General features: G+C 68.5%; 26 protein-coding genes. 12 read left to right on the plus strand and 14 right to left on the minus strand.

What is annotated here, in order from left to right:
- Positions 1 to 20 precede the first annotated feature (20 nt).
- Positions 21 to 629 (minus strand): hypothetical protein, encoded by a 609-nt coding sequence (locus ACFVMC_RS23935; RefSeq protein ID WP_379213637.1) that lies wholly within the window; start codon positions 627 to 629, stop codon positions 21 to 23.
- 138 nt (positions 630 to 767) lie between these two features.
- Between ACFVMC_RS23935 and ACFVMC_RS23940 the strand changes: the two genes are divergently transcribed.
- The gene (locus ACFVMC_RS23940) at positions 768 to 1,493 is read left to right on the plus strand and encodes a DUF2993 domain-containing protein (RefSeq protein WP_379213638.1); all 726 of its coding nucleotides are present in this window, start codon (positions 768 to 770) and stop codon (positions 1,491 to 1,493) included.
- Here the strand turns inward: ACFVMC_RS23940 and deoC are convergent.
- Positions 1,490 to 2,158, minus strand: coding sequence for a deoxyribose-phosphate aldolase (gene deoC / locus ACFVMC_RS23945; RefSeq protein WP_379213640.1), 669 nt, complete (start codon positions 2,156 to 2,158; stop codon positions 1,490 to 1,492). The genes ACFVMC_RS23940 and deoC overlap by 4 nt on opposite strands.
- Positions 2,159 to 2,283: 125 nt before the next feature.
- Here deoC and ACFVMC_RS23950 point away from each other — a divergent pair, with 125 nt between their 5' ends.
- A complete protein-coding gene (locus ACFVMC_RS23950) occupies positions 2,284 to 2,808 on the plus strand; it encodes a GNAT family N-acetyltransferase (RefSeq protein ID WP_379213642.1) in 525 nt (174 codons plus the stop codon).
- Between the two features lie 57 nt (positions 2,809 to 2,865).
- Positions 2,866 to 3,825 (plus strand): formyltetrahydrofolate deformylase, encoded by a 960-nt coding sequence (locus ACFVMC_RS23955; protein WP_379213644.1) that lies wholly within the window; start codon positions 2,866 to 2,868, stop codon positions 3,823 to 3,825.
- On the opposite strand, the gene thpR is transcribed toward ACFVMC_RS23955, so the two are convergent.
- Together thpR and ACFVMC_RS23965 are read right to left on the minus strand one after the other, a co-directional pair.
- A complete protein-coding gene (gene thpR / locus ACFVMC_RS23960; protein WP_379213646.1) occupies positions 3,818 to 4,378 on the minus strand; it encodes an RNA 2',3'-cyclic phosphodiesterase in 561 nt (186 codons plus the stop codon). The genes ACFVMC_RS23955 and thpR overlap by 8 nt on opposite strands.
- 192 nt (positions 4,379 to 4,570) lie before the next feature.
- Positions 4,571 to 5,716, minus strand: coding sequence for a S1C family serine protease (locus ACFVMC_RS23965; RefSeq protein WP_379213648.1), 1,146 nt, complete (start codon positions 5,714 to 5,716; stop codon positions 4,571 to 4,573).
- Positions 5,717 to 5,838: 122 nt separating this feature from the next.
- Between ACFVMC_RS23965 and ACFVMC_RS23970 the strand changes: the two genes are divergently transcribed.
- Positions 5,839 to 6,891 carry an NAD(P)-dependent alcohol dehydrogenase gene (locus ACFVMC_RS23970; RefSeq protein ID WP_379213650.1) on the plus strand — a complete coding sequence of 351 codons (1,053 nt, stop codon included), beginning with the start codon at positions 5,839 to 5,841 and terminating at the stop codon, positions 6,889 to 6,891.
- Here ACFVMC_RS23970 and ACFVMC_RS23975 read toward each other — a convergent pair.
- The 4 genes from ACFVMC_RS23975 to ACFVMC_RS23990 all read right to left on the minus strand — a co-directional run bounded on the left by ACFVMC_RS23975 (position 6,888) and on the right by ACFVMC_RS23990 (position 11,036).
- Positions 6,888 to 7,520 carry a class I SAM-dependent methyltransferase gene (locus ACFVMC_RS23975; protein ID WP_379213652.1) on the minus strand — a complete coding sequence of 211 codons (633 nt, stop codon included), beginning with the start codon at positions 7,518 to 7,520 and terminating at the stop codon, positions 6,888 to 6,890. The genes ACFVMC_RS23970 and ACFVMC_RS23975 overlap by 4 nt on opposite strands.
- Positions 7,517 to 8,770 (minus strand): saccharopine dehydrogenase family protein, encoded by a 1,254-nt coding sequence (locus ACFVMC_RS23980; RefSeq protein ID WP_379213654.1) that lies wholly within the window; start codon positions 8,768 to 8,770, stop codon positions 7,517 to 7,519. The genes ACFVMC_RS23975 and ACFVMC_RS23980 overlap by 4 nt, the downstream gene beginning before the upstream one ends.
- Before the next feature lie 19 nt (positions 8,771 to 8,789).
- Positions 8,790 to 10,211 carry an ABC1 kinase family protein gene (locus ACFVMC_RS23985; RefSeq protein ID WP_379213656.1) on the minus strand — a complete coding sequence of 474 codons (1,422 nt, stop codon included), beginning with the start codon at positions 10,209 to 10,211 and terminating at the stop codon, positions 8,790 to 8,792.
- A 114-nt stretch (positions 10,212 to 10,325) separates the two neighbouring features.
- Positions 10,326 to 11,036, minus strand: coding sequence for a TetR/AcrR family transcriptional regulator (locus ACFVMC_RS23990; RefSeq protein WP_379214078.1), 711 nt, complete (start codon positions 11,034 to 11,036; stop codon positions 10,326 to 10,328).
- Between the two features lie 190 nt (positions 11,037 to 11,226).
- On the opposite strand from ACFVMC_RS23990, the gene ACFVMC_RS23995 reads away from it, so the two are divergent.
- The 5 genes from ACFVMC_RS23995 (at position 11,227) to ACFVMC_RS24015 (ending at position 15,382) form a co-directional block, all read left to right on the plus strand.
- Positions 11,227 to 12,537 carry a DUF445 domain-containing protein gene (locus ACFVMC_RS23995; protein ID WP_379213658.1) on the plus strand — a complete coding sequence of 437 codons (1,311 nt, stop codon included), beginning with the start codon at positions 11,227 to 11,229 and terminating at the stop codon, positions 12,535 to 12,537.
- A gap of 81 nt (positions 12,538 to 12,618) precedes the next feature.
- Positions 12,619 to 13,116, plus strand: coding sequence for a helix-turn-helix domain-containing protein (locus tag ACFVMC_RS24000; protein ID WP_379213660.1), 498 nt, complete (start codon positions 12,619 to 12,621; stop codon positions 13,114 to 13,116).
- Positions 13,113 to 13,781 carry a heparin-binding hemagglutinin gene (locus tag ACFVMC_RS24005; protein ID WP_379213662.1) on the plus strand — a complete coding sequence of 223 codons (669 nt, stop codon included), beginning with the start codon at positions 13,113 to 13,115 and terminating at the stop codon, positions 13,779 to 13,781. Before ACFVMC_RS24000 ends, ACFVMC_RS24005 begins: the two co-directional genes overlap by 4 nt.
- A 177-nt stretch (positions 13,782 to 13,958) precedes the next feature.
- Positions 13,959 to 14,267, plus strand: a complete 309-nt coding sequence (locus ACFVMC_RS24010) for a DUF2516 family protein (protein ID WP_379213664.1) — start codon at positions 13,959 to 13,961, stop codon at positions 14,265 to 14,267.
- 77 nt (positions 14,268 to 14,344) lie between these two features.
- A complete protein-coding gene (locus tag ACFVMC_RS24015; protein WP_379213666.1) occupies positions 14,345 to 15,382 on the plus strand; it encodes an alpha/beta fold hydrolase in 1,038 nt (345 codons plus the stop codon).
- A 4-nt stretch (positions 15,383 to 15,386) separates the two neighbouring features.
- On the opposite strand, the gene ACFVMC_RS24020 is transcribed toward ACFVMC_RS24015, so the two are convergent.
- From ACFVMC_RS24020 to ACFVMC_RS24045, 6 genes are all read right to left on the minus strand, one after another.
- The gene (locus ACFVMC_RS24020) at positions 15,387 to 15,956 is read right to left on the minus strand and encodes a vitamin K epoxide reductase family protein (protein ID WP_379213668.1); all 570 of its coding nucleotides are present in this window, start codon (positions 15,954 to 15,956) and stop codon (positions 15,387 to 15,389) included.
- Positions 15,953 to 16,708 carry a DsbA family protein gene (locus ACFVMC_RS24025; protein WP_379213670.1) on the minus strand — a complete coding sequence of 252 codons (756 nt, stop codon included), beginning with the start codon at positions 16,706 to 16,708 and terminating at the stop codon, positions 15,953 to 15,955. Before ACFVMC_RS24025 ends, ACFVMC_RS24020 begins: the two co-directional genes overlap by 4 nt.
- A 170-nt stretch (positions 16,709 to 16,878) precedes the next feature.
- Positions 16,879 to 17,724 (minus strand): polyphosphate kinase 2 family protein, encoded by an 846-nt coding sequence (locus ACFVMC_RS24030; RefSeq protein ID WP_379213672.1) that lies wholly within the window; start codon positions 17,722 to 17,724, stop codon positions 16,879 to 16,881.
- Between the two features lie 21 nt (positions 17,725 to 17,745).
- Positions 17,746 to 18,435 (minus strand): ESX secretion-associated protein EspG, encoded by a 690-nt coding sequence (locus tag ACFVMC_RS24035; protein ID WP_379213674.1) that lies wholly within the window; start codon positions 18,433 to 18,435, stop codon positions 17,746 to 17,748.
- Positions 18,432 to 19,070, minus strand: coding sequence for a hypothetical protein (locus ACFVMC_RS24040; RefSeq protein ID WP_379214080.1), 639 nt, complete (start codon positions 19,068 to 19,070; stop codon positions 18,432 to 18,434). Before ACFVMC_RS24040 ends, ACFVMC_RS24035 begins: the two co-directional genes overlap by 4 nt.
- Positions 19,071 to 19,089: 19 nt before the next feature.
- Positions 19,090 to 19,509, minus strand: a complete 420-nt coding sequence (locus ACFVMC_RS24045) for a hypothetical protein (RefSeq protein ID WP_379213676.1) — start codon at positions 19,507 to 19,509, stop codon at positions 19,090 to 19,092.
- Positions 19,510 to 19,679: 170 nt separating this feature from the next.
- Here ACFVMC_RS24045 and ACFVMC_RS24050 point away from each other — a divergent pair, with 170 nt between their 5' ends.
- The 3 genes from ACFVMC_RS24050 to ACFVMC_RS24060 all read left to right on the plus strand — a co-directional run bounded on the left by ACFVMC_RS24050 (position 19,680) and on the right by ACFVMC_RS24060 (position 21,976).
- Positions 19,680 to 20,429, plus strand: a complete 750-nt coding sequence (locus tag ACFVMC_RS24050) for a GntR family transcriptional regulator (protein WP_379213678.1) — start codon at positions 19,680 to 19,682, stop codon at positions 20,427 to 20,429.
- A gap of 64 nt (positions 20,430 to 20,493) precedes the next feature.
- Positions 20,494 to 20,700: a hypothetical protein gene (locus ACFVMC_RS24055; protein ID WP_379213680.1), complete on the plus strand. Its 207-nt coding sequence runs from the start codon at positions 20,494 to 20,496 to the stop codon at positions 20,698 to 20,700.
- A 73-nt stretch (positions 20,701 to 20,773) separates the two neighbouring features.
- Complete coding sequence (locus ACFVMC_RS24060) at positions 20,774 to 21,976, plus strand: AI-2E family transporter (RefSeq protein ID WP_379213682.1); 1,203 nt, start codon at positions 20,774 to 20,776, stop codon at positions 21,974 to 21,976.
- Positions 21,977 to 21,978 lie beyond the last annotated feature (2 nt).

Below are 21,978 nucleotides of genomic sequence, written 5' to 3' on the forward strand. Positions count from 1 at the left end.
CGCACGGATCACACGCGAATTCACAATCGGGTCAGGGCGCGCCGCACGCGGCCCGCAGCCCGGGGTGGCAGGCGTGTGCTGGCCAGATGGATCTCCTCGCGGCGACAGCGGCCGATCGCGACCGCGTCGCCGATCACCTCGTCCAGCGCGGTCTGGCCGATATCGGCTTCGGCCAGGTCGAGCACGGTACGCACCGGGGTGGTCACCAGGAACGGCCCCGCCGATTCCACATCGGCGCCGACCAGCGCGCGACGCAGCACCACCAGCCGCGGCGTCACCGGCGGACGGCCCGCGCCCACCGACAGATGCAGGAAACGCGGTCGCAGACTGCCGATTCCGTGCAGTTCCGCGGCGCTCTGGTGCGAGACCGCGGCCGCGCCGTCGAACCAGGCCGACCACATGGCGAATTCGTCGAGCGGGCCGTCCGGCCATTCGGCCAGGCGCAACAGGCCGACCCCGGCGCGGACCACCGTGCCGTCGCCGAGCCCGGCGCGTACTCGGGTTTCACATCCGGTGCGCAAAACCTGTCGCGTCGTGAAGAATCCGGCGTGCCGGGCGGCCAGCCGCCGCAGCACACGCCACCCATGAGCCACGGATTCGGGTGCGCGGCCCGCCGCATCGCCAGCCATGGCAATCAGGCTACGCTCGAAACCTGTGTCACATCTCACAATCGAGGCCGCGTCGGCCATCCCGACCGGCAACTCCCGTAGTCAATTTCTTAGCGTGCCCACAACCCGCACTCGAGCCCATCGGGAAGAATCGGCGGCATGACTGAAGCCCAGCCCTCCCCTCGGGTCAGCCGGCGCACCCTGACGATCTCCCTGGTGGTCGTCGTGTCGCTGCTGGTCGCCCTATTGGTCGGCGGCGAGGCCTACGCCCGCCACCGCATCGCCGGCTGCGTCTCCGCGCAGTTCGAGCAGGAGATGGGCTCCAAGATCGATGTCGGCTTCGGGGTGAAACCCCTGCTCATCACCTACCTGGACGGCAAGGTCGGCAAGGTCACCGTCGACAGCGACGACACCAAGTTCGGCCCGGCCGTCGGCATGGTGGTGCACGCTCGGTTCAACGATGTCGAGATGGTCGACAGCGGCAAGGGCGGCGGCAGCATCGGCAGCTCCTCGGCCGATGTCACCTGGAGCAACAAGGGCATCGAGGAAACGCTCACCGGCCTGGTCACCGGCGTCAGCTCCTCGAAGTCCACCGGCATGCTCACCCTGAAGGTGCTCGGCGGGCTTGCCGAACTCGAGGTCAAGCCGGCGATCAGCAACGGCGCGGTCGTGGTGGAGACGCAGTCCGCGGAACTGCTCGGCCTCGGCCTGCCCACCGACCTGGTGCAGGGCATCGTCGACGTGATCTCCAAGAGCCTGCAGAGCTACCCGTTCGACATGAAACCGACCGAGATCAGCGTCACCGATGACGGCATCGCGGTGCGGCTCAACGGCGGCCGCTCGGAACTGCCCGCGTCCCAGGGCGATACGAACGTCAGCTGCTAGGCGGGGAAACCATCGAGCACCGCACGAGATTTCGAGAGCCCGAGCCGGGTGGCACCGGCGGCGATCAGTTCGGCGGCGGCCGCGGCCGTCCGGATGCCGCCGCTGGCCTTCACCCCGAGGCGACCGCCGACGGTGTCGGCCATCAACCGCACCGCGTGCGCGCCGGCGCCACCGGCGGGATGAAAACCGGTGGAGGTCTTCACGAAATCGGCGCCTGCCTGCTCGGCGGCGCGGCACGCGGCCACGATCGCCTCGTCGGAGAGGGCGGCCGATTCGATGATCACCTTCAGCACCGCGCCCTCGGCGGTGGCCTCGCGCACGGTGATGATGTCGGCGAGCACCGCGTTGAAATCACCGGCGACGGCCGCGCCGACATCGATGACCATGTCCACCTCGGCCGCGCCCTGCTCGACGGCGAGCCGGGCCTCCGCACCCTTGACCAGCGAATGATGTTTACCCGACGGGAAACCCGCGACGGTCGCGACCACGACGCCGGGCGCGCGCACCGGCAGCATGGACGGCGACACGCAGATCGCGTACACGCCGAGTTCGCGCGCCTCGGCCACCAGCGCGGCCACCTGTTCGGGCGTCGCCTCCGGCGCGAGCAGCGTGTGATCGATCATCGCGGCCACATCGGCCCGGGTCAGCGCAGAGGTGTCGGCCATGGGCTCAGAGTCTGGCACACCGGCGCACGCCGCGGTGTCGCGAATTCCGTTGCGGCGTGCGGTGGCTTACCGCACACTCGTAGAGTCCACAGCGGTGCCATTGATCCAACCCGGTCGGAGGACCCGTGCTGATTCGTCGCGAACGCGCTGACGATCTCGTCCAGATCGCCGCAGTCCATCGCAGTGCCTTCGCCGACTCCCCCGGCAACGAGGGGCTGGCCGAACCACCGGAGGTGGCGCTGGTCGACCAGCTGCGCGGCGACTCCGGCTGGATACCCACACTGTCGCTGGTCGCGGTCGAGCACGACACGGTGGTCGGGCACGTCTGTCTCACCCGCGCGGCCGTCGGCCCCTATCCGGTACTGGCGCTCGGCCCGCTCGGCGTCCTCGCCGCGCAGCAGGGCGCGGGTGTCGGCACGGCGCTCATGCACGCCGCCCTCGGCGCCGCCGACGCCCTGGACGAGCCGCTGGTCGGCATGCTCGGCAGCCTCGAGTACTACCCGCGGTTCGGCTTCGTACCCGCCGCCCGCCTCGGCATCGCGCCCGACGAGCCGAGCTGGGCCACGCACTTCCAGGTGCGACCGCTCACCGCCTACGAACCGCAGATCAGCGGCGAATTCCACTACGCCGAACCGTTTTACAAGCTCTAGCTGCCCGGCGGGCGGGTGCACGCCCGGACAACCCGGCTCACCTGGGAGAATGGCCGGATGAGTGCCGCCGACCTATCCGACGACCGCCGCTATGTGCTGACCCTGGGCTGCCCGGACCGACCGGGCATCATCGCCAGGATCACCTCGTTCATCGCCGAGTTCGGCGGCTCGATCGTGGAGGCGGGGTATCACTCCGCGGCGCGAGCTCAGGGCCCGGAGGAGGCAGCGCAGCGTGACCATGGAGGGTCCAGTGAGCGCCGCCGATCCGACACCGACAGCGGCTGGTTCTTCACCCGGCAGGCGATCAAGGCCGCGACCGTCCCGTTCGGCCTGGACGAACTACGCGACCGGTTCGCGGGCGTGGCCGCCGAACTCGGCCCGGACACCGAATGGGAACTGCTCGACTCGGGCGCCAAGCGCCGCATCGTCCTGCTGGTCAGCAAGGACGGCCACTGCCTGCACGACCTGCTCGGCCGCGCCACCAGCGGTGAACTGCCCGCGACCATCGAGGCGGTGATCGGCAACCATCCCGATCTGGCGGCCATGACCGAGGCGCACGGCATCCCCTTCCACCACGTCGAGTTCCCGAAGGACCCGGCCGAACGCGGGCCCGCCTTCGAGACCGTCCGCGAGCTGGTCGACGCGCACGACCCGCAGGCCGTCGTGCTGGCCCGGTTCATGCAGGTGCTGCCCGCCGAGCTGTGCGAGCACTGGGCCGGTCGCGCCATCAACATCCATCACAGCTTCCTGCCGTCCTTCGTCGGGGCGCGGCCCTACCACCAGGCTTTCGCTCGCGGCGTGAAACTGATCGGCGCCACCTGCCACTACGTGACCGCCGAACTCGACGCGGGCCCGATCATCGAGCAGGACGTCTCCCGGATCGACCATGCCGACGACGTCCGCGACATGGTGCGCCAGGGCCGCGATATCGAACGGGTTGTGCTGGCTCGCGGCCTGCGCTGGCATCTGGAGGGCCGGGTGCTCGTGCACGGTCGCCGCACCGTCGTCTTCAGCTGAGCGGCCAGCGATCCACGGTCTCGTAGCGCGGCTGCTCCCCCGGTATACCGGAGCGCGGCAGCCGGCTCCGGATCAGGCATATCTCCCGCACGGTCCACGGCTGTCCGGCGAAATCCGCCAGCGCCGTGACGTATTCGGTGAAGTCCGCGCCGCCGGAGGCCCGGGCGAGAGTCAAATGCGGTCGGTAGCTTCGGCTTTCGCGCAGATCCAGCCCGGCCCGGCGGCCCGCGGCGACCGCGCCTGCGGCCAGGGCCCGCAACGCGGGCAGATCACCCGTGACCCCGGCCCACAGCACCCGGTCCTCGAAGCGCCCGCCCCCGCGCAACGCTAGTTCGAACGGCGCGCTGGCCCGCGCCACCCGGCGCAACCGGGTCGACAATCCGGACACGAGCGCGTCATCGACCTCACCGTAGAACGCCAGGGTGAAATGCCATCCGGCCTGCCCGGTCCAGCGCAGCCGGTCCGGGGCTGCGCGGGTGCGCAATTCCGTGGCGGCGGCGGCCAATTCGGCGAGCACCGTTTCCGGCGGCAGGACAGCGGCGAACAGGCGCATGGCCCCACTCTCCCACCTCCGTGGAGGGTCGACCGCTTGGGCCGACGATCAGCCGCGTGGACCCGTAGATCAACCGCCTGGGCCACCGGCCAATCACCCGGGACCAGCGGCCAATCAGCTCGGCGAGCGGCCAACTGCGCGGAACCGGCCGCCAATCACCCAGACCAGCAGCCAACCGCGTGTAACCGACAGTCAGTTGGGTGGGCCGACGGTCAGTTCCACCGGGATCCGGCGTTCGCCGTGCGGCCCGGTGACCAGCACGCCGACGGTCTGGTCGGGGCGATACATGTTCAGGGCCGCGTGCAGCGACTGGGTGCTGGTGACGGCGCGATCGTCGAGCGCGATGATGATCTCGCCTTCGAGCACGCCCGCGGCATGCGCGGGCATGCCGTAGATGGCGGCCTCCACCCGCGCACCCGTACCCGCGGGCTGCGCGTTGGAGGCGATCACGCCCAGGGTGGCGGTGGGGCCGACGTGAACGGTCTCGGTGGGTGTGCCGGACTGGATCTGCCGGACCACCCGCATGGCGCGGTCGATCGGCACCGCGTAGCCGTTGGCGTCGTCGGCGGATTTCTGGGCCGGGTCACCGGAGGCCGCGGTGATCACTCCGATGACGGTGCCGCGCCGATCGGCCAGCGCGCCGCCGGACTGCCCGGAGGTCACCGGCGCGGCGATCTCGAACATCCCCGACAGCGCCTTGCGGGTCAGGTCGGCTGCGTTGAGCGCCACGATGGTGGCGTCCAGATCGGTGACCACGCCGGGGATCGCGGTCGGGTCGCCGCCGAGGCCGCCCGCGTTGCCGATCGCGATCACCTCGTCGCGCATGCGGACGTCGCCGGAATTGCCGATGGTGGCCACCGGCAATTCGGCAGCCCCGGTCAATTCCAGCAGGGCGATATCGGCGCCGGAGTCGTAGCCGAGCACGGTGGCCTGGTACACCTCGCCGTTTCCGACATCGGTGACCGTGACGGTGTCCGCGCCCTTCACCACGTGATGGCTGGTCAGCACCTGCCCTTCGGCGGTGAGCACGATGCCGGACCCGGCGGCGCCCGCCCCGAACGGGCGGCTGGAGGTGCTGATGTGGACCAGGGCGGGCCGCACGGTGGCGGTGACGGCGGGTGTGTCCAGCGTGGGGGCCGGCCGGGTGGAATACGGTGCGGCGACGATCTCGGAGTGGGCGAACGGCGCCCACTGGGGTAGTTCGGCCCGGAAACCGATGAAGGTGGTCGCGGCGAGAATCGCCACCACCAGCAGGGTCAGTATCCGGCCGCCGCCGCCCGGCCCGTCGATGTGCTGGGGCCGGACCTCGTCTCTCATGTAGCGCCACTGATCGTCCATCGCGCTCCCGCCTCCGGAAGGACACACCCATTCCATTGTGGCGGACTTCGCCGCACCACAGGATGGCAATACTCACGGGGGCTGCTTGGCAAACCCGGGCATGCGGCGGTAGGCATGTACGCATGACGAGCGCCGCAGCCTATGCCATCCCCGCGCCGGACGGCGCCTTCGAGAAGGTCACGATTCAGCGCCGGGACCTCGGCCCGCGCGATGTGCTCATCGACGTGAAGTTCGCAGGGATCTGCCATTCCGATATCCACACCGCCCGCGACGAGTGGGGCGGCACCAAATACCCGTGCGTGCCCGGCCACGAGATCGCCGGTCTGGTCGCGGCGGTCGGCAGCGCGGTCACCAAATATCAGGTGGGCGACCGGGTCGGGGTCGGCTGCATGGTCGATTCCTGCGGTCGCTGTGGCCCGTGCCTGGGCGATGAGGAGCAGTACTGCGAAAACGGCAACACCATGACCTACAACACTCCGGTGGATCCGGCCGTGCAGCCGGAGGGCTACACCATGGGCGGCTACTCGACGCAGGTCGTGGTGACCGAGCACTTCGTCGTCGGGATTCCCGAGGGCATCGGGCTGGATGTGGCCGCGCCGCTGCTGTGCGCGGGCGTGACCCTGTTCTCGCCGCTGCGGCACTGGAACGCGGGCCCCGGCAAGCGGGTCGCGATCATCGGCATGGGCGGGCTCGGGCACGTCGGCGTGAAGCTGGCCGCGGCCATGGGCGCGGAGGTCACGGTGCTCAGCCATTCGCTGAGCAAGCAGGAGGACGGCAAGCGCTTCGGCGCGCATCACTACTACGCGACCAGCGATAAGCAGACCTTCCGGGAGCTGCGTGGCCGCTTCGACCTGATCCTGAACACCGTGTCCGCGGATCTGCCGATCGACAGCTACCTGCGCCTGCTGAACCTGAACGGCACCCTGGTCATCCTCGGCCTGCCCGAAAAGCCGCTCGCAGTAAAGCCTTTCACCATTGCGGGCTACCGCCGCTCGCTGGCCGGTTCCATGATCGGCGGTATCGCCCAGACCCAGGAGATGCTGGATTTCTGCGCCGCACACGGCATCGGCGCGGAAATCGAGGTGATCTCCGCCGACGAGATCGACAACGCCTACGACCGCGTGGTCGCCAGCGACGTCCGCTACCGCTTCGTCATCGACGCGGCCACCATCTAGGCCGGGCGGGTCGCGCTGACGTATTGCAGCAGGCGGTGGACCTGCTGTTCGACGTCGACGAGGCCGAGTTCGGCGAACAGGTCGGTGAAGGTCCGGCGCGGGAAGACCCGCAGGCCGGACCAGCCGCCGACGATCTTTCCGACCTGGCCGAGCGCGGAGTCGTCGCGGACGCTGGTGCTGATCGCGATGCGACCGCCCGGTGCCAGCACCCGGACCATCTCGCGGGTGGCCGCGATCGGATCCGGGATCAGGTACAGCGCGCCGAAACAGCACACCGCGTCGAAAGTGCCGTCCGCGAAGGGCAATCGGGCGGCGTCGCCGCGCAGATAGCCGACTCGCGGACCGGCGTTGTCGAGCACCGCGCGGGCCAGCATCGGCTCGGAGTAGTCCAGGCCGACCGCGAAACCGTTGCCGGACAGGGCATTACTCAGATAACGGGTGAAATTGCCCGGCCCGCAGGCGATATCGAGCACGCGCTGCTCGCCGTCGAGTCGCAGCTGCGCAACCGCGTCACGCTGGTCGGTGCCCATCGTCCGGCCACTGGCGGCGAAGAACAGGGCGGGTCGCCAGGCCCGCTCGTAGACCGCCGCCAGCGCCGGGTGATTCATCGTGCGGCGTGCGAGATTCATTGCGCCCGCGCGACTTCGATGGTCATGCCGGCCGCGCGCAGCCGGTCGGTGAGCGCGTCACCCATGGCCGCGGCCGGGGTGAGCACGCCCGCCAGTTCGGGCTGCGCCGCACTGTCCAGCGCCAGGCACAGCCCGGCCTCGCCGAGCAGCACCGCGGTCGCCTTGTAGCCCGGATCGCCCTGACCGGCGAAGGTGGCGACGTATTTGGCTCCGGATGTGGTGTGCGCGTAGGTCTTCATGGTGAACCAGCCGCTGTCGCGGGACTGTTCGCTGGGCCCGGTGCCGGGCTTGGGCAGCACTCGGTCCAGCAGTTTGCGGCCCACCTCGACGCGGGACAGCACCGCGCCGACGGCCATGGTGGCCACGATGCCGCCGGCCATACCGGCGGCCACCAGCGGCGCGGCCACCGACTTCCCGGCGCTCATCACCTCGCGGTAGCGGAAGTTCTTGCCGTACGGCCAGCCCAGCAGGCCGTTGCTGCGTCGCACGATCTTGGTGTTGTGCGAGGCCATGACGAAGGTGGACACCCAGCCGTCCAGGCTGGGATCGATAGTGGCGGCCCGCTCCAGCGCCTGATCGGTCTGGCGGCCGACGTCGGGGTCCATCGACCGGTCCGGGCTCAGCGAGTACGGGTGTGCCAGCACCGCCGCCTTGGACGAATCCTTGGCGATGGCCTCCATCATGGCCCGCCCGGAGTCGATGGTGCCGCCGCTGACCCCGCCCTTGAGCGCGGCGATCAGGGTGGTGTCGGTGAGCTCGCCGGTATTGTCCTCGACCGTGGCCCGGTACAGCCGGTAGACGCTCAGGTCCGACGGAATCGAGTCGTAGCCACAGGAATTCACGATCTTGGCGCCGCTGGCGAGGGCCGCCTCGTGGTGGGCGTCGATGGCGTCTCGGATGAACAGCGGCTCACCGGTCAGATCGGCGTAGTGGGTGCCTGCCTGCGCGCACGCAGCGACCAGCGGCATACCGTAGCGCAGGTACGGACCCACGGTCGTGACCACGACCTTCGTGCGCGCCGCCAAGGCGTCGAGTGCGGCACGGTCACCGGAGTCGGCCACCACCAGACCCCAATCTGCCGCCGCCGCACCGAGTTCCGCGCGCACCCGGGTCAGTTTGTCCAACGATCGCCCGGCCAGGGCGATCCGCACGCCCGCGGGAGCCGCGTCGCGCAGATATTCCGCGGTCAGTTTGCCGACGAAACCGGTGGCGCCGAACAGGATCAGATCGAATTCGCGGTTCTCTGCCATGGGGGACAACTCTTTTCGTTCAGGAGCGACGGGGACGCTTGGCACGCGTCTTCTTCTTGGTGGTTACCGGCGGATGGTCGGCCAGCCACTCGGCGTGCGCTTTGCCGAGGTCGGTGACCGGTGGTTCGTCGTAGAGCCATTCCCGGGCGACCCGATGCCAGTTCGCGGTGCAGTCGAGCTGGCCGAGCATGCCGAAGGTGAGGAAATCAGCGCGCCGCGAGAACAGGTGCTCCGGCGGCAGATTCTGTTGCTTCATGCCCGCGAACTCGCTGGCCCGCGGGTCGACGGCGAGCAGGAACGCGCCGCTGGCCAGGTCGGGGGTGATGGTGAGTTCCTCGTCGACCAGACACCATTCGGAGGCGGCGAGCACGTACTCCAGGCACTCCTCGGGGCCGACCTCCTCCGGGGAGTCGATCACGCCACGCTGAATCATCAAGCGCTGCAAGTCTTCCGCGCGGTCCTCGGCGGCCGCCCGCAGACAGATGGCCTCGAATTTCACGTAGTCGGGATCCATCCGGTTGAACAGCCCGAAATCCAGGAATCCGACGCGTCCGTCGTCGGCCAGCATCACATTGCCCGGATGCGGATCACCGCAGAACTCGTTGAAGGTGAACAGCGAGCCGACATAGAACCGGTAGATGATCTCGCCGATCCGATTGCGATCGGCGTCGGGCAGCTGCCGGATCTCGTCGAAACCGCGGCCCGGCAGGTACTCGCTGACCAGCACCCTCGTGGTGCTGAGCTCCGGCAACGACCGCGGCACCACGATGAACGGGTGCCCGGTGTAGAGCTCGGCGATCTCGAGCTGCGTGGCGGCCTCGGCCTGGTAGTCGAGCTCGCCCTCCATATTGAGCCGCAGTTCGTCCAGCACGGCGGGCGTCACCCAGGGCAGCGCCGACTGCAACACCTTGCGGAACATGTTGAGGTTCTTCAGATCCGCGCGCACGGCGGCGTCGATGCCCGGGTACTGCACCTTGACCGCGACCTCACGGCCGTCGTGCAGCCGCGCCCGGTAGACCTGGCCGATCGAGGCCGCCGCGACCGCCTCCGGATCGAATTCGGCGAACACCTCCTCCAGGCGCCGGCCGAAATCCTCCTCGACGACCTGCTTCATCGCCTCGAACGACACATTGGGCGCGGAATCGCGCAATACCGCCAGCCGCTTCTGGAACCGCTCCCGATGCGCCTCGGGCACCAGGTCCATATCCAGCACCGACATCATCTGGCCCAGCTTCATGGCCACGCCCTTCATGGTGCCCAGCACCATGACCACCTGCTCGGTGGTGCGGATCATCGACTCCTCGGCCATCTTCGCGCGCACCGCCTCCGAGCGCCCGCGCATGGACAGCCGGGTGCGCTGGGTGCGCAGCACCGAGCTCGCAGCAACGGCACCCAGTTTCGTGCCACGAGCAAGCCGGGACGTCGGAACTTGCTTCGCCATCGAGGTACCTCCGTTGGTGCCGACCGCGCAATCGGTGCCCCCTGGCGCACCGCGTCCGTCTCAGACTAACCAACCCCGCAAGGCGGACGCGTGCCTGTCTCAGACCCCTCGGGCTCAGTCCTCGCGCTCGGGCAGCACATGCGGCAGCTGCGCGAATTTCGCGGGCGAGCCGCCCGCGCGCATCATGCCCTCGATGGCGCTCCAGGCCATCATGGTGAGGTAGTCGATGACCTCGTCGCGTGACATCGTCTTGTCGGTGGTCCACCAGTGCGTGGCCAGCTGGATCCCGCCGACCAGCACATACGACCACAGCAACGCGCCCTCGGTCTCGGCGCCGTGCGCGCGGCCGCGGTCGATGATGACGGTGGAGACCACCTCGGCGAACAGTTTCTCGAACTCCGCGAGCGAGGACTGATCGCCCGAGCCGTTGCCCATGATGAACCGGTAGACCTCGGGATCCTCGTCGACGGTGCCGACGTACTCCGCCAGGGCCGCGCGGACCAGGTCGTATTCGGCGGCGTCGAGGTTGATCGCGCCGTACACCCGCGGCATCAGCGTCGTCTCGATGAACCGCTGCATGGTGGCGTGCACCAGATCGTTCTTATCGGAGAAGTACCGGTAGAGCACCGTTTTGGAGACGCCGATCTCGGCGGCGATCTCGTCCATACCGGCATTGCTGCCCCGCTTGCGGATGGCGGCCAGGGTGCCGTCGACGAGTTCCTCGCGGCGGTCGATCTTGTGCTGGCGCCACCGGCGCTTGCGGCCGTCTGCTTGGGGCGCCGTCGCACCGCCGCGCGCCGATGAACGCTCGCCGACATCGACCAGGTCTTCGGTGGACAGCGTGGGCTCCCTCGATAGGCGGTTCCGGGGAACCGGGTGTGATTAGCGTTTTGTCACACAGCTTAGGTGCCAGCTATCACGATGCGGCACGTTTGGCCCCCGGATGCGGGGCATCCCACACAATCGGACCGCGCGCGGCGGGGCATGATCACCACGACACAGCAGAATGGACAGCATGCAGAACGCGCCAACGACGCTCGCGCCCGCTCCGTCCGCGCCCGCCGGTTTCTTCGTCGACGAAACCAGCAAGCGGCGCGACCTGTTCCGGATGAAGGCGGTCGCGACGGGGCTGCTGGCCTTCGCCTCGGTGGTCTACCTGTTCTGCCGGTGGCTGGAGTCGCGCGGCCAGGGCGGCGACTGGGTGGGTTATGTGCGCGCCGCCTCCGAGGCGGGCATGGTCGGCGCGCTGGCCGACTGGTTCGCGGTGACCGCGCTGTTCCGGCATCCGCTCGGCCTGCCGATTCCGCACACCGCGATCATCCGCAAGAAGAAGGACCAGCTCGGCGCCAGCCTGGGCAGTTTCGTCGGCACCAACTTCCTGGCACCGGAGGTGGTCTCGGCGAAGGTGCAGTCGGCGGAGGTCTCGCTGCGGGTCGGTCGCTGGATGGCCGATCCGGCGCACGCGGCCCGGGTCGCGGAGGAGAGTTCGACGATTCTGCGCGCGATCGTCGGCGTGCTGCGCGACGAGGACGTGCAGCAGGTCATCGACAGCACCATCGTCAAGCGGATCGCCGAGCCGCTGTGGGGTCCGCCGATCGGGCGGGTGCTGGCCGAACTGCTGGCCGACAATCGGCAGCTGGTGCTGCTGGACATGCTCGCCGAGCGCGCGCACCAGTGGGCGCTGGGCAGCCAGGAGACCATCGATCGGATCGTCATGCGCGACGCTCCGTCCTGGGCGCCGAAGTTCGCCAATGTGCTGCTGGCCGAGAAGATCTATCGCGAACTGGTGGAATTCACCTGGAAGGTGCGTTCGAATCCCGAGCATGAGGTGCGGCTGGCGGCGAATCGTTTTCTGGAGGAATTCGCTTACGACCTACAGCACGACGAGGCGATGATCAAGAAGGCGGAACGGATCAAGGCCCAGGTGATGGGCCGCGAGGAAATCACCGGAATGGCCGAGGCGACCTGGCGCGCGGCCAAACGCCTGATTCTGGAATCGGCGGACGACCCGAACAGCACCTTGCGCCGCAAAGTGGCCGAGAACGTGCAGCAGCTCGGCGAACGGTTGCGCGATGACGTCGGGATGCGCGACAAGGTCGATGGCTGGCTGGATCGCGGCGTCCGCTATCTCGTGCAGAATTACGCCGCCGAGCTCACCACCCTGGTCACCGACACCGTGGCCAAGTGGGACGCCGAGGAGGCGAGCAAGAAGATCGAATTGCAGGTCGGGCGTGATCTGCAATTCATCCGGATCAACGGCACGGTGGTCGGCGCGCTGGCCGGACTCGCGATCTACACGGTTTCGCAGTTGCTGTTCCACGGCTGACCGACGTGCGCTAACAAGGTGCTTGCAAGAGTTAGCACCCTGCCCTAGAATCGAACCCGTACAACCACCAGAAGGTGAGTGATGGCCGACCAGCCCGAGGTTTCCGCCGAGTACACCGACCAGCCCGACGAGCAATCCGAGGGTGTCGGCGACAAGGTGGGACGTGCCGCGCACGACATCGGCGGTTTCATCAGATCGCAGCGCGAAGCCGCGCAAGTCTCGCTGCGTCAGCTCGCCGCCCTGGCGGGAGTGAGTAATCCGTATTTGAGTCAGATCGAACGCGGATTGCGAAATCCATCCGCCGAAGTACTCGCGCAGATCGCCAAGGCGCTGCGGGTGTCCTCGGAGGTGTTGTACGTACGGGCTGGCTATCTGGAACAGCGAGCGCACAGTCCGGTCCGGGATGCCCTGCTCGCCGATACGTCGATCAGCGAACGGCAGAAGCAGGTCCTGCTGGATATCTATGAATCGTTTCGCCGCGAAAACGGTGGAGACGAGTCAGGGGGGATCGCATGGGACAGCGCCGTTCCGACTACGACACACGACACTCCGCCACGCCAGGAGAACGAAGAATCATGACCGAGAAGACCCTCAGCACCAGCAAGCCGATCCTCGCCGCCGTCGGCGCGGGCGATGCCGTCTACACCGCCGTCACCGATGTGGTGACCCAGGTCCGTGAGCGCGCCGTCGGCGCCGATGTGACCGGCCGGGTCGAAGAGGCCCGCGAGCGTTTCGCCAATGTGCCCGCCGACGTGCAGGCCCAGTTCGAGAGCCTGCGCGAACGCCTGGCCGGGCTGCCCTCGGAACTGCCCGAGGATCTGGCCGAACTGCGTGAGAAGTTCACCCCCGAGGAACTGCGCAAGCTGGCCGACGAGTACCGCGCCAAGGTGCTCGACCTCTACGCCGACCTGGCCGTGCGCGGCGAGGAGACCGTGGAGCGGCTGCGCGCCAACCATCTGGTCGAGGACCAGATCGAGCGGGTCGAGGCGCTCTACAAGGACGCCACCGTGCGCGCCGAGGAAGCGCTGGACCGGGTGAACGGCCTGCTCGGCCGCCCGGCCAAGGTCGAGGACGCCCCGGTCGCCGACGCGGCCCCGGTGGTCGAGGCCGAGGTCGTCGAGGTCACCACCGAGACCGTTCCGGAGCCCGCTCCGGTCAAGGCGCCGGCTCCGAAGAAGGCTCCGGCCGCCAAGAAGGCCGCCGCCAAGGCCCCGGCCAAGAAGGCCGCCCCTAAGAAGGCGTAAATCTCCCCGCGATCCGACCCCGCGCCGCTTCGGCGCGGGGTCGTATTGGTATTCAAGGGGTTTCGCGCCCAGAACGCCCCACCGGGTCCGATGTGGGCGGACAATTGGCGCGAGGACTCCGCGCGTGTGTCGTTCGCCGCATCGGGATACGCGGGGGTTTGCTCCTAGGATGGTGAGGTGACTGTCTTGCAGGTGACATTCCTGATCGAGGCCGCGCTATGGCTGGTGGCACTGGGCGCGGCGATCTTCGCGTTCGTTCATGCGGTCCGCCAGCGTTCCGACGCCTTCACCGCCGTCGACAAGCAGACCAAACAGCTGTGGCTGGTACTGCTCGGCGTCTCGCTGTTCCTGCTGATCCTGCCGCTGCTGGCGGGCCGTCCGGGAACGTTGACCCTGCTCACGTTTATCGCGATCATCGCGACCGGCGTGTACCTGGCGGATGTGCGCCCCAAGGTGGACGAGGTACAGCGCGGTCCGCGCTGGTAATAACTTTCGCTGCTAGCACTAGCAAGCAGGCACCCTTTCGCGTTACTGTGTCTTTGAGTAACACAAAGGAGTGTCCGATGCGTGCCCTGCTGACGACGGTGTGGACAGGTCTATCCAGCGCCCTGTTCGACACCCATCGCGCGAACCTGCGTTCTCGCACCTACGCGACCGCGGCGTTCAATCCGCCCACCGTGCCGCATCGGGTCATCCCGGTGACCGCCCGCGACGGCGCCCGCCTGCGCGTGCACTCCTACGGCCCCGAGGACGCGCCCGCCATCGTGCTGGTGCACGGCTGGACCTGCGCCATCGAATACTGGAACGCCCAGATCAACGCCTTCGCCGGGGAATACCGCGTCATCGCCTACGACCAGCGCGGCCACGGCGCCAGCGAATTCGGTACCAGCCCGCTCACCATGGACCTGCTGGCCGACGATCTCGCCGATGTCCTGGCCGCGGCGCTCGGCCCCAGCGAGCGCGCGGTCCTGGTCGGCCACAGCCTCGGCGGCATGACCATGCAGGCCTGGGCCGGGCGCTACCCCGAACAGGTTCCGGCGCGGGCACATTCGGTGCTGCTCACCAATACCGCGGCCGCGCACCTGATCTTCCAGACCACCGTGGTGCCGCTGTTCAATCAGCCGTCCCGGCTACTGAAAGCCCACGTGCCGCTGCCGTTCCTGCTCGGCCGCGCCGGACTCGGCTGCCCGATGGTCCTCCCGCCGATCGGCCCGGTGAAGTGGATCTTCGCCCGCCAGATCATGAGCTCGGCCGCGACCGGCGACCTGCTCGACTTCAGCCTGAATATCGTGCGGTCCTGCCCGGCCCTGGTCCGGGCCCGCTTCGGATTCCTGCTCGCCGAGATGGATCTCGGCGAATCCGCGCGCAACCTGGTGGTGCCCACCACGATCGTCGCGGGCTCGTTCGACGACATGACCCCGGTGGCGCACGCCGAGCAGATCGCCGAGCTGCTGCGCCAGACCGGCAGCCTGGTCCGGATGACCGTGCTGCCGACCGGCCACCTCGGCAACACCGAAGCCCACGAGGCGTTCAACGAGGAGCTGGCGCAGGTGGTGGCCGCCGCATACGACCGCGAAGAGGCAGCGGCGACCGTCGGGTGAGCCCTCAGACCAGCGACAGCCAGTAGTCCTGGAAGCGCAGGAAAACCAGCAGCAGCACCACCGCGTAGAAGACCGCGACCACGGTCCAGCGCCATTCCGCGACCACGCCCAGCGGGCCCTTCGCACCGCCCCAGACGATCTGGGTCACCGCGGCCAGTAGCGGGGTGATGATCGCCCAGACGACCATGCAGTACGGGCACAGCGCGTCGATGCGGTAGAGGCTCTGGAAGATCAGCCAGCAGATGAACCCGGCGCCCGCGAGGGTACCCAGCCACAGGCCGATCCAGATCCAGCGCGGCATCTTGACCGCGCACACGGCCAGCACCCCGAGGGTGACGACCACCGAGAAACCGACCACGCCGATCAGCGGGTTCGGCAGGTCGAAGAACACCGCGGCCTGCGGCTTGGCCATCACCGTCCCGCAGGACAGGATCGGATTGATACTGCACGAGGGCTGGTATCCGGCGTCGGTGTAGAGCCTGATCCGTTCGACGGTCAAGGTCACCGAGGCCAGCCAGCCCGCCAGTCCGCCCAGCAAGACCAGCCAGGCGGACCGGGGTGGCGCGTCGATCACTGTCCTGCCGCCCCCGCGATCGCCTGTTCCAGCTGCGCCGGGTTGGTCTGCTGGCCGTTCACGAACACCGTCGGCGTGGACTGCACGCCCTCGTCGAAGGCCCGCTCGGTCATCCGCTTGATGTACTTGGCGTACTTCTTGTCGGTGACGCAGGCGGTGATCTCGTCGCCGTAGCCGACCTGCTTGGAGATCGCGATGATCTGCTCGTCGGTCAGGCCGCCCGTGCCCTCCGGCGGTTGCCCGGCGAACATGGCGCCGAGCCAGGCCTGGTACTTCGACGGATCGGTTTCGGCGACACAGTAGGAGGCGTTGGCGGCGCGAGTGGAGTACTCGGTGCCCGAGGCCCGGTCCAGGAACGAGATGATGTTGTATTCGACGGCGATCTTGCCGTCGGCGACGTTGCGCTCCAGCAGATCCTTGTACTGCGCCTCGAACGCCTGGCAGGCCGGGCACTGCAGATCCGCGACGACGCGCACGGTGGTCTTGGCCTCCGGCTTGCCGATCCGGATGGACCCGTTGTCGGTGATGGTGCCCGTGACGCCGTTGGCGGCCGTGGCGGCGGCGATGGACGGGGTCGGCCCCGGGTCGTCCTTCTCCTTCTTCTTCATCGCGATGCTGACGCCGATGACGGCGATCAGGCCGATGATCACGGCGGCCACCCCGACCTGGATCGCGAGGTTGCGGTTACGGTCACCGCGCTGCACGCCGGCCAGCGGATTCGGCTTCTTTCGCCCGCCCGGGTTCTTGCTCACCGTGTGTTCACCACGCCTTTCGCTCGACTTGCCGGTTCGCCCACATCCTCCTGGGTGAACCTGAGAGTTTCCGAAATTTCCCCGTGGTGAGTCCGCTCACGCTCTGCCGGATTGCCGGATTCACTACGGCCTCCATGGTTACGCTTCGCTGCCGCCTCCGGCCGCTGAGCTCATCCGGCGGCATCGAGCCTGCGCAACTGCTCGGCGATATCGAAATCCGCGGGCGGCCACTCCAGCTTCAACCTGCGCAGCGCGTCGATCAGCAACTCGGTCACGGCCAGGCGGGCGTACCACTTCTTGTCGGTGGGCAGCACGTACCAGGGCGCGTGGTCGGTGCTGGTCCGGTCCAGCATGGCCTGATATGCCTCCTGGTAGGCGGGCCAGTAGGCCCGCTCGTCGATATCGGAGGGGTTGAACTTCCAGTACTTGTCGGGCCGTTCCAGGCGTTCCCGCAGCCGCCGCTTCTGCTCGTCGAGCGAGACGAACATGGCCACCTTCACCACCGTGGTGCCCTGGTCGACCAGTTCCCGCTCGAAGGCGTTGATCTCGTCGTAGCGCGGTTCCCACTCCGGCGGCGGCACCAGGTTGTGCACCCGGACCACGAGTACGTCCTCATAGTGCGAGCGATCGAAGACGCCGAGCTGCCCGGCCCGCGGCAGCGCATTGCGGATCCGCCAAAGGTAGTGGTGCTGGCGCTCTTCCGGCGTCGGCACGCCGAAGGCGGCGTGATCGACGCCCTGCGGGTCGACCGAGCCGATCACGTGCCGGACGATGCCGCCCTTGCCCGCGGTGTCCATGCCCTGCAACACCAGCAGCACGTTGCGGTGATCGCCGGTACGCCCGTTGGCGTACAGGCGTTCCTGGAGTTCGGAGAGCACCGCGGCGCGTTCGGCCAACAGCTGCTGGCCGTGCTTCTTGTCACCGGTGAAGCCGGGCGTACCGGAGGTGTCGAGCTCGGCGATGCGCAGGCCGTCGGCCCGCAGCGCCTCGGTCACGGGAGTGGTCCACTTCGACATGTCCCGAGCGAACCACACCGCTCAGCGGATTTGGGCCAGGCGCAACAATTGCGCTGCGAACTCGGAGTCCGAGACCGGAGTCAGGATGAGCTCGTGGGCGGTGGTGAGCAGGTAGCGGCCGTCGCCGCTGACATCGAGCCAGGTGCGATGCCGGGTGGGCGGCGACATCGGATTGTCGGGTTCGACCGTGACGGTGAGGAACCCGCGGCCCTCGGTGGGTTTGCGCAGCATGGTGCGGAAGCGAGCGGCGGCGCGGTGACCGTTGGTGCCGGCGTCGCCCTGATTGAGCACCGCCTCCTGAGCCTCGCGCAACGGCCCGTGCCGCCCCGGCCGGTTCGGCCCGATGATCTGGACCAGCCGTTCGCCGAGTGTGCGGGCGTGACACATGAGCACGGTCATCGTCTCGGCGGTGCCGACCAGGATGGCGGCGTGATGGTGCACGACTGCCGCGAAGACCAGCACACGGTCGGCGCCGCGGTCACCGGACAGGGTCAGGGTGGTGGCGTCGTTGCGGGCGCACAGCATGAGCGCGGCGGCCAGATCGGGGTCGGCCTGCCGGGCGAAGCGCTGCGGCAGACGCAGTGCGGCGTACTCGGTTTCGGTGCGCACCAGCGAGGCGGGCGTCAGGTTGACCGGGTAGGGCCGCCGGTCCAGATTCGTTTCGTTCTCCCAGACGTAGGTGAATTCGTCCGGGGTGAGTACCCATCTCACCGTGTGGTCCCGCCTGCCGTCGGCGGTGCGAAGCGCGGCACACTGTCGCCGGTGGCGGGCATGGTCGGGTTGTAGAGGTAGGTCATGACGTCCTGGGCCTCGGCGTGCGCCGTGGCCGCGGCCAGGTCGTGCTCCATGCGTCTTCGGCCGCCTTCGACGGCCTCGGCCACCGGATCGGCCAACGGCAGGTACTCGGCCGGCGGCTCGAGCGCACCCCGAATCGTCTGCGCGGCATGACTGTTCAGCTCCAGCAGCCGCCGGATGGTGTCGCAGACCTCCTGTGCGCCCAGGCCCTGCGCGACGAGCTCCTGGGTCGCGCGCACCGCGGCGTCGGCGGATTGTCCGGTCCAGTCCGCGAATTCGCGGTGCGTGGCCGCCCGGAAGGTCTCGAAGGCGGCGCCGAGCGCACCCGCACCGGCCTGCCAGGCAGCGGCCGCCGTGCCGAGCGCGGCCGGGTCGAGCGCCTCGCGCACCTGCTCCCAGATCTCGCGATGGGAGTAGCCACCGAATCGCTCGCGTTCCGGAACGAACGCGGGCTCGATTCCGGCACCCGCGGTTTCGGCGTCCGCGGCGAGCGCGCGCTGGCGCACCCGGATGTCGTCGGCGGCCGCCACGGCCATGGCATCCAGCACCATCACCCCCGCGCGCGGCCGGTCAACGCGGTTCCAGATAGTCGGAGATCAGTTGCAGCGCGGCCCGGTTCGCGGCGTCGGCTTCGCTGAGCCGCTGTCCGGCGGCCAGATAGGCGGCCTTGAAGAGCAGCGCGGCCTCCTGGAACGCGGTGACGGTGTCGAGGAATTCGCGGCCCTTGGCGCCGAATCCCTTGGCCAGCGCCTGCCCGGAGGGCAGTTCCGGGAAGCCGGTGACGCCGGTGAGCTGGTCACCGTCGGCCGCGGCCTTGCGCAGATCCTCGATCAGCTTGTCGCAGGCGGCGGCCAGGTTGAGCGCGACCTCGGGCGCGAGTTCGAAACGACGGCCGTCGGGTCCGGTTGCCGCGGCATACAACTCGCGCGCCCTGCGCTGACCGATATCCGGTACCGCCATCTGCGTCGCAGCCCCTTCTGCTCGGTCCATCAACGCGCCTGTGCCGCACGGCCAGACAGAATCCTGACTTTACCGGCCGGTTTTTGCCTGACTCCCCTCTTGCCGGTCCAGCCGTCGTGTGATGTAGCGCACCCTGGTCATCGGACCGATTGCTACACTGGCCGCTGGTCTCGACAGGTCGCGATAGGGGAAGGCATTCGGTGCCCGAAATCGAAGAAGTGCTCCCGAAGTACCTCCAGATCTCGGGATACATTCGCGATCAGATCATGAGCGGCGAGCTGGCGCCCGGCGCCGAGGTGCCCTCCGAACGCGAACTCGCCGCCGCCTGGAAGGTGGCCCGGCCGACTGCCTCCAAGGCCCTGAACACCTTGCGCCAGCAGGGTTTGGTGATCTCCCAGCGTGGTTCGGGCACCTTCGTGGCCGACAGCCGCATCGCACCGCAGGCCCGCGAACGCTACGAGCGGGCGCGGCGCTACGGCACCATGTACACCGAGCGGGAGTCGGTGACGATCCTGGCGGCGGAACTGCTCGAGGGGCCCGCCCATGTCACCACCGCACTGCGAATTCCCAAGGGCAGCAGCGTTATCGCGCGCAGACGGCTGGTCACCAACGAGTCCGGCCTGAGCGAGCTGGCCACCTCCTGGTTTCCGGGCGAACTGGCCGAGTCGGCCGATCGGCTGCTCAGCGTGGAACGGCTCACCGGCGGCACCGCCCAGTACGTCGAATCGGTGACCGGACGCCGGGTCACCTACGCCCGCGATCAGGTGAGCGCGCGCCTGGCCACCGCGACCGAGCGCGATCAGCTCGGGTTGCCGAATCCCGCTGCGGTACTGGCCTATCGGCTCACGGTGCACGCGCTCGACGGCACCGTCCTGCAGTTCGACGAGGCCGTGTACCCACAGGAGTGGTGGGCCTTCCAGCAGGAGTATTCGATCGGTTCCCAGCATTGACAGCCACGCACCCGACTGGCATAGTCCACGTCGTCAGATTGGCATAGTCCAAAGGGTGGGAGGCGTGATGTTCGAACAGCTGCACATCGGAGCCTGGGTCGTCGTCGACGAACACTGCTCGGTCCGCCGCGCCAACCGGCGCAGCGATGATTACCTGACCTATGTATTCGAAAGCGGCGGCGGGGAATTCGAATTCGCCCTCGCCCCCGCCATCCTGCGCCGCATGGTCGAACTCGGCGAATCCCCGCCCGGCGCCGCCGCCCTGGCCTGATCCACCGTCGCGGCGCGGTGACACCGCGACGAGCCTGCGGGCCAACCGCCGCCACCGTGGGTACGTTGGCGATGTGCCCGAGGGAAACGAGATCGCGCCCACCGAACCGAAAGCCGTGATGACCGCCGACATCACGACCGGCCCGCCGCCGTGGCTGCTGCGCGCGTTCCTGCTCGCGGCAGCCACCATCGGCGGTCTCATCTTCGGATTCTGGGCGCTGCAACGGTTACAGGGCCTGCTCACCGTTCTGCTGGTCTCGCTGTTCCTGGCCTTCGCCATCGAACCCGCGGTGAACTGGCTGGCCGCGCGCGGCGTGAAGCGCGGCCTGGCCACCGGCGTCGTCTTCCTCGCCCTGCTGCTCGTCGTGGTCGGCTTCGTCTGGACCCTGGGCGCGCTGCTGGTCGACCAGGTCACCACCCTGGTGGATAATGCGCCGCGCTACGCCACCGACGCCGTCGCCTGGTTCAATCGCACCTTCCACCAGGAGGTTTCGGGCACCGACATCACCAAGTACGCCACCCAGTGGAGCGACAAGCTCCAGGGCCTGCTCACCGATGTCGCCGGAAATGCCTGGGGCATAGGCACAGCCGCCATCGGCGCGCTTTTCCAGGCGCTCGGCGTCCTGCTGTTCACCTACTACTTCGCCGCCGACGGTCCACGCTTCCGCAACGCGGTCTGCTCGCTGCTGCCGCCGAACAAGCAGCGACATGTATTGCGCGCCTGGGATATCGCGGTCGAGAAGACCGGCGGCTACATCTACTCCCGCGGCCTGCTCGCGCTGTGCTCCACCATCGCGCACTATGTCGCGTTGCGCGTGCTCGATGTGCCCTCCGCCTTCGCGCTCGCGCTGTGGGTGGGCGTGGTCTCGCAGTTCATCCCGACCGTCGGCACCTATCTGGCCGGTGCGCTGCCGGTGATCGTCGCGCTGGTGCACAGCCCGGTGACCGCGCTGTGGATCCTCGGCTTCATCGTGCTCTACCAGCAGTTCGAGAACTACGTGCTGCAACCGCGGATCACCGCGACCACCCTGGACATGCATCCCGCCGTCGCCTTCGGCGCGGTTATCGCCGGCGCCGCGATCCTCGGCGCGACCGGTGCCCTGCTGGCCATTCCGGTCACCGCCACGGTGCAGGCCTTCGCCGGCGCGTATATCCGGCGCTACGAGGTCACCACCGATATCGACGAGAATCCCGAGCCGCCGCCGAAGAAGCCACGGAACTGGACCCGGCAGTTGACGATTCGGCTCACCGGCGGCGACCACCGCCCGGCGGAATGACC

The organism is Nocardia sp. NPDC127579 (assembly GCF_042672005.1).
Taxonomy (GTDB): Bacteria; Actinomycetota; Actinomycetes; order Mycobacteriales; family Mycobacteriaceae; genus Nocardia.

What these genes read in the sequence shown, in the direction of transcription:
- ACFVMC_RS24015 (WP_379213666.1), top strand. Translation starts at nt 14,345, where the DNA reads ATGCGTGCCCTGCTGACGACGGTGTGGACAGGTCTATCCAGCGCCCTG.
- ACFVMC_RS24040 (WP_379214080.1), bottom strand. Translation starts at nt 19,070, where the DNA reads ATGGTGCTGGATGCCATGGCCGTGGCGGCCGCCGACGACATCCGGGTG.
- ACFVMC_RS24005 (WP_379213662.1), top strand. Translation starts at nt 13,113, where the DNA reads ATGACCGAGAAGACCCTCAGCACCAGCAAGCCGATCCTCGCCGCCGTC.
- ACFVMC_RS24045 (WP_379213676.1), bottom strand. Translation starts at nt 19,509, where the DNA reads ATGGACCGAGCAGAAGGGGCTGCGACGCAGATGGCGGTACCGGATATC.
- thpR (WP_379213646.1), bottom strand. Translation starts at nt 4,378, where the DNA reads ATGCGCCTGTTCGCCGCTGTCCTGCCGCCGGAAACGGTGCTCGCCGAA.
- ACFVMC_RS23985 (WP_379213656.1), bottom strand. Translation starts at nt 10,211, where the DNA reads ATGGCGAAGCAAGTTCCGACGTCCCGGCTTGCTCGTGGCACGAAACTG.
- ACFVMC_RS23980 (WP_379213654.1), bottom strand. Translation starts at nt 8,770, where the DNA reads ATGGCAGAGAACCGCGAATTCGATCTGATCCTGTTCGGCGCCACCGGT.
- deoC (WP_379213640.1), bottom strand. Translation starts at nt 2,158, where the DNA reads ATGGCCGACACCTCTGCGCTGACCCGGGCCGATGTGGCCGCGATGATC.
- ACFVMC_RS23955 (WP_379213644.1), top strand. Translation starts at nt 2,866, where the DNA reads ATGAGTGCCGCCGACCTATCCGACGACCGCCGCTATGTGCTGACCCTG.
- ACFVMC_RS23995 (WP_379213658.1), top strand. Translation starts at nt 11,227, where the DNA reads ATGCAGAACGCGCCAACGACGCTCGCGCCCGCTCCGTCCGCGCCCGCC.
- ACFVMC_RS24000 (WP_379213660.1), top strand. Translation starts at nt 12,619, where the DNA reads ATGGCCGACCAGCCCGAGGTTTCCGCCGAGTACACCGACCAGCCCGAC.
- ACFVMC_RS23935 (WP_379213637.1), bottom strand. Translation starts at nt 629, where the DNA reads ATGGCTGGCGATGCGGCGGGCCGCGCACCCGAATCCGTGGCTCATGGG.
- ACFVMC_RS23970 (WP_379213650.1), top strand. Translation starts at nt 5,839, where the DNA reads ATGACGAGCGCCGCAGCCTATGCCATCCCCGCGCCGGACGGCGCCTTC.
- ACFVMC_RS24030 (WP_379213672.1), bottom strand. Translation starts at nt 17,724, where the DNA reads ATGTCGAAGTGGACCACTCCCGTGACCGAGGCGCTGCGGGCCGACGGC.
- ACFVMC_RS23975 (WP_379213652.1), bottom strand. Translation starts at nt 7,520, where the DNA reads ATGAATCTCGCACGCCGCACGATGAATCACCCGGCGCTGGCGGCGGTC.
- ACFVMC_RS23965 (WP_379213648.1), bottom strand. Translation starts at nt 5,716, where the DNA reads ATGGACGATCAGTGGCGCTACATGAGAGACGAGGTCCGGCCCCAGCAC.
- ACFVMC_RS23940 (WP_379213638.1), top strand. Translation starts at nt 768, where the DNA reads ATGACTGAAGCCCAGCCCTCCCCTCGGGTCAGCCGGCGCACCCTGACG.